The 5,650-nt window shown below is 62.4% G+C and carries 3 protein-coding genes; all 3 read right to left on the bottom strand.

Annotated elements, in window-relative coordinates; translation table 11 throughout:
- Positions 1-50: 50 nt before the first annotated feature.
- The 3 genes from HP547_RS26825 to HP547_RS26815 all read right to left on the bottom strand — a co-directional run bounded on the left by HP547_RS26825 (position 51) and on the right by HP547_RS26815 (position 5,300).
- Complete coding sequence (locus tag HP547_RS26825; protein WP_172225154.1) at positions 51-1,829, bottom strand: acyl-CoA dehydrogenase C-terminal domain-containing protein; 1,779 nt, start codon at positions 1,827-1,829, stop codon at positions 51-53.
- Between the two features lie 124 nt (positions 1,830-1,953).
- Positions 1,954-3,237 carry a diguanylate cyclase gene (locus tag HP547_RS26820; protein WP_172288438.1) on the bottom strand — a complete coding sequence of 428 codons (1,284 nt, stop codon included), beginning with the start codon at positions 3,235-3,237 and terminating at the stop codon, positions 1,954-1,956.
- Between the two features lie 257 nt (positions 3,238-3,494).
- On the bottom strand, positions 3,495-5,300 hold the full coding sequence (locus HP547_RS26815) for a phenylacyl-CoA dehydrogenase (protein ID WP_172225160.1): 1,806 nt from the start codon (positions 5,298-5,300) through the stop codon (positions 3,495-3,497).
- Positions 5,301-5,650 lie beyond the last annotated feature (350 nt).

Below are 5,650 nucleotides of genomic sequence, written 5' to 3'. Positions count from 1 at the left end.
TGTAGGAAAAAGCTTACACAGGGGGATTCACTCGCAAATCCGCCGAAGTGTCAGAACTGCTCGGCGTCCAGCAGGAACAGTGACTCGCTGCCTGCCTGCACCGAAGCCACCAGCGAATCCACCCTTGGCAGCAACCGCGCAAAGTAGAACCGCGCCGTGCCCAGTTTGCCCGAATAGAAGCCCTCATCCCCCTCGCCAGCCTGCGCCGCGCGAGCCATCAGCGCCCACATATAGCCGTAGGCGACATAGCCAAAGGCATGCAGGTACTCGACCGAAGCCGCGCCGATCTCATTCGGGTTGCCCTTGGCCTGCTGCAGCACCCACTCGGTCAACCCGTCGAGCTTGTCGAGCGAAGCGCCGAGTGGCTTGGCAAATTCCTGCAACTCACTCCCTGCACTGGCAATGAACTGGCGAATCTCTTCGGAGAACAGCTTGTAGTACGCCCCACCACTGGCCACTACCTTGCGGCCCATCAGGTCCAGGGCCTGAATACCGTTGGTGCCTTCGTAGATCTGGGTGATCCGCACGTCACGCACCAGCTGCTCCTGGCCCCACTCCCGGATGTAACCATGCCCGCCGAACACTTGCTGGCCGTGCACCGTGCACTCCAGGCCCAGGTCGGTCAGGAACGCCTTGGCCACCGGCGTCAGCAGCGCCACCAGTTCTTCGCTGCGTTTGCGCACGATGGCGTCTTCGCTGTACTTGGCACTGTCCAGCTGCATCGCCACGTAGGTGGAGAACGCTCGGCCACCCTCGATCAGCGCTTTCATGGTCAACAACATGCGCCGCACATCGGGGTGCACGATGATCGGGTCCGCGGCCTTGTCCTTGGCCTGCGGGCCTGTCGGGGCACGGCTTTGCAGGCGGTCGCGAGCGTAGTCCACGGCGTTCTGGTAGGAGCGCTCGGCAGACGCCAGGCCCTGGATGCCAACGCCCAGGCGCTCGTAGTTCATCATGGTGAACATGGCCGCCAGGCCCTTGTTCGGCTCGCCGACGATGTAGCCGACCGCTTCGTCGAAGTTCATCACACACGTGGCCGAGGCCTGGATGCCCATCTTGTGCTCGATCGAACCACAGGTGGCCGGGTTGCGTGCGCCCAGGCTACCGTCTGCGTTGACCAGCAATTTCGGCACCAGGAACAGCGAAATGCCTTTCGGCCCGGCCGGGGCATCCGGCAGCTTGGCCAGCACCAGGTGAATGATGTTCTCGGTGAGGTCGTGCTCGCCACCGGTAATGAATATCTTGGTGCCGCTGACCTTGTAGCTGCCATCGGCCTGGGGCTCGGCCTTGGTACGGATGATGCCCAGATCGGTGCCGGCATGCGGCTCGGTCAGGCACATGGAGCCGGCCCACACGCCGGCATACATGTTTGGCAGGTACTGTTCCTTCAGTGCCTCGCTGGCATGGGCATTGATGGACAGGCAGGCACCGGCGGTCAGCATCGGGTACAGGCCGAATGCCAGGCTGGAAGCATTGACCATTTCCTCGACCTGCGCCGAGATGGCCTTGGGCATGCCCATGCCGCCAAACAACGGGTCGCCACCCACGCCTACCCAGCCGCCTTCGGCGTAGGTGTTGTAGGCCTCGATGAAACCGGCCGGTGTGCGCACCGCGCCGTTTTCCCAGTGGCAGCCCTCTTCATCGGCGGCGCGGCTGAGCGGCGCGATGGACCTGGCGGTGACCTTGCCGGCTTCTTCCAGCACAGCCATGGCTGTTTCGGCATCGACAACCTCGGCCAGCCCGGGCAACTGCGCCCACTGCTCGGCCACGTTGAAGACTTCATTCAGTACGAAGCGCATGTCGCGCAGCGGCGCTTTATAGTCAGCCATGACAACCTCTCGCTAATCGGGTCGGCGCGGTCTCGGAGAACCGCGACACTGGGGTTACTGGCAGTGTAACCGAACAACTTTTACGAGACATAGGGTCATCAATAGACCGCATGGTCTGTTTCGGTCACGCCGTACGTACTGCTCCACGCTGCGATTGTTGCCCATGCACCATGACACAATTGCGCCCCGCGCCCTTGGCGCTGTACAGCGCCTGATCGGCGGATTTCAACACGGCCTCGGGGTTGCGATGGTCGATCTGGCGCTCGGCCACGCCAATACTGATGGTGACCGAAACTGTCCCCCCAGCGCTGCCGGCCCGCCGCTGACGCCCGGCTGCATCATCCTGCGGGCGGCTATGCTGGTCGCGCAGGTGCATCACGTAGTTGGCGATCAGTTCGCGCGCGGCGTCCACGTGCGGCACGCATTCCTCGGCGGTCTTGCCGGCGAACACCAGGGCGAACTCTTCGCCGCCATAGCGATAGGCGCGACCACCGCCGGTAACCTTGGCCAGGCGGCTGGCAACCAGGCGCAACACCTGGTCGCCGACGTCGTGGCCATGGGTGTCGTTGAATTTCTTGAAATGGTCGACATCGGTCATCGCGATCACATAATTGCGCCCCAGGCGCTGCATGCGCTCGTTCAGTGCGCGCCGCCCGGGCAGGCCGGTCAACTCGTCGCGGAAGGCCATCTGGTAGGCCTCATGCGCTACCGCCGCAGCGATCATCAGCATCACCTGGCTGCACATGATGTTCAGGGTGAACGGCAGGATGAACGTTTGCGGCAGCATCCAGAAAATGCCCAGCAAGCCCGTCACTTGCGCGGCGTGCAGTGGCCGTGGTGCACGCAGGTACTGCACCACCAGCAGGATGAACACGACAATGAACATCGGGTAGACCAGCTGGATAAGGCTCATCCACTGGCCATGCAAGGCCGGCCAGCGGATCTCCGCCAACCAGCTCAGCAGCGCCTGCGGGTAGCTTTGCTCCAGGGCTACCGCCACGCTGCCCACGGCAAACAGCACGGCGCCGCGGGCAACCAGGTCCTGCAGCAGGTGGGTACGCTCCTGCCAGGCCCCGTACAACCCGAACAGGGCCGGCAGCAGCAGGCACACCAGATGGAAGATTACCGCCGCGTCCTCGCGCACCCGGCCGTGATCCCGGTAGAAGTCGGTCTGGGCGTCGAGCAGGAAGTAGGCGATGTACACCGTGAGCATCAGGAACAGCTCCCGCTGGCGCCGGTAAACCGCACAGTAAGCGCCGCCCAGCAGCAGGACCAAGGTGGGTAGTACATTGAACAGCGAAGTGAAAAAGACACTGAGGTCTCTAACGTAGGCTGCGGCAAGCCCTGCCAGCAACAAGAACAGCGAAGGCAGAAAATGGCTTGCCCGAACAGCATTAAAACGAAACAAGGGTAATCTCCAACCCGGCAGATCAATGATGGCATTGTGCCCTTACTTCATCGGCAGTGCACATGAACAGTTGAATTTGCGGTTGGATCAGATGGCCTCATCGCCGGCAAGCCAGCTCCCACAGGTACTGCACTGCCTTTAAGGCCACCTTGATTCCTGTGGGAACTGGCTTGCCGGGGTGGGCCGTACAGCGGCCCCAAAACGCACAAAACCCGCCTGCCGATGAAGGCAGGCGGGTTTTGGCTACAGCGGGTGGATCAGTACGACAGGCCGAAGCTTTCTTCGTCCATGTCCATCAGGTTGCTGGCACCCGACAGCATGGTCACCACATGCGTACGGGTACGCGGCAGGATACGCTGGAAGTAGAAGCGCGCAGTCTGCAGCTTGGCGGTGTAGAAGGCCTCTTCGCTGGTGCCGGCTGCCAGTTTCTCGGCCGCCAGGCGGGCGATATCGGCCCAGAAGTAGGCCAGGCAGGCGTAACCGGAATACATCAGGTAGTCGACCGAGGCCGCACCCACTTCCTCGCGGTCCTTCATCGCGGCCATGCCCACTTTCATGGTCAGTTCGCCCCACTCCTTGTTGATCGCCGCCAGTGGCTCGACGAACTCCTTGAGCGTGGCATTGCCTTCCTGTGCCTGGCAGAACTTGTGCACGATCTTGGTGAAGCCCTTCAGCGCCTCGCCCTGGGTCATCAGCACCTTACGACCGAGCAGGTCCAGCGCCTGGATGCCAGTGGTGCCTTCGTACAGCATGGAAATGCGGCTGTCGCGCACGTTCTGCTCCATGCCCCACTCGGCGATGAAGCCATGGCCGCCGTAAATCTGTACGCCGTGGTTGGCAGCCTCGAAGCCGACTTCGGTCATGAACGCCTTGGCGATCGGAGTGAGGAAGGCCAACAGGGCGTCAGCCTTCTTGCGCTCTTCTTCGTCCTGGCTGTACTTGACGATGTCCACCTGCTTGGCAGTGAAGTACACCATGGCACGGTTGCCTTCGGCGAACGCTTTCATGGTCAACAGCATGCGGCGCACGTCCGGGTGCACGATGATCGGGTCGGCGGCCTTGTCCGGCGCTTTCGGGCCAGTCAGAGAACGCATCTGCAGGCGGTCACGGGCGTATTTCAGGCCACCCTGGAAGGCCACTTCGGCGTGCGCCAGGCCCTGCAGAGCGGTGCCCAGACGCGCAGTGTTCATGAAGGTGAACATGCAGTTCAGGCCCTTGTTGGCCGGGCCGATCAGGTAGCCAGTGGCGCTGTCGAAGTTCATCACGCAGGTGGCGTTGCCGTGGATACCCATCTTGTGCTCGAGCGAGCCGCAGCTCACGCCGTTGCGCTCGCCCACGCCGCCTTCGGCGTTGGGCAGGAACTTCGGCACGATGAACAGCGAAATACCCTTGGTGCCGGCCGGTGCGTCCGGCAGGCGGGCCAGGACGATATGGACGATGTTATCGGCCATGTCGTGCTCACCGGCCGAAATGAAGATCTTGGTGCCCGAGACTTTGTAGCTGCCGTCAGCCTGTGGCTCGGCCTTGGTGCGCAGCATGCCCAGGTCGGTGCCGCAGTGTGGCTCGGTCAGGCACATGGTGCCGGTCCACTCGCCGGACACCAGCTTGGTCAGGTAGGTGTGCTGCTGCTCTTCGGTACCGTGCGCGGAAATGGTGTTCATCGCGCCGTGCGACAGGCCTGGGTACATGCCCCACGACCAGTTCGAACCGCCGACCATTTCGCTCAGCGCCAGGCCCAGGGACTCTGGCAAGCCTTGGCCGCCATGCTCGACGTCGTGCGCCAGGCTCGGCCAGCCGCCTTCGACAAACTGCTCGTAGGCTTGCTTGAAGCCAGTCGGGGTTTTAACCCCGGACTCGCTCCAGGTGCAGCCTTCCAGATCACCGACACGGTTCAGCGGGGACAGCACCTGCTCACAGAACTTGGCGCCTTCTTCGAGGATCGCATCGACCATGTCCGGCGTTGCGTCCTGGCAGCCCGGGAGGCTCTGATAGTGCGCCTCATAGCCAAGCAGCTCGTCGCGAACGAAGCGGATATCACGCAAGGGGGCTTTGTAATCAGGCATTGCGGTGAACCTCTGTGTCAGTTCCGTGGGGTGACGAGCTCAGGGCGGCCGTCGATCAAACAGTTGTTTGAAACTTACGTTTAGCACGGACTTATGTCAAGGATGGACTATAGTGCCATTTACGCCACGAAAAATGGCTTTTACGCCAAGCTCAGAAAAACCGCTGCCCCGGTGGGAGCGGGCGTGCCCGCGAAAGGGCCCGGCCAGACGCTTGAGGTGCCTGACCTGACGCATTCGCGGGCACGCCCGCTCCCACAGGGGGCTGTGTTTGATTCGAGGGGTTCCGTCAGGCGTAAGTATCGATGAACCGGCCGAGCATTTCGTCGGATGCCTTGGCGACCTTTGCGCCA

This window comes from Pseudomonas sp. CM27 (assembly GCF_013179515.1).
In the GTDB taxonomy this organism is placed as follows: Bacteria; Pseudomonadota; Gammaproteobacteria; order Pseudomonadales; family Pseudomonadaceae; genus Aquipseudomonas.
This window is presented reverse-complemented; position numbering and strand designations above follow the sequence as displayed.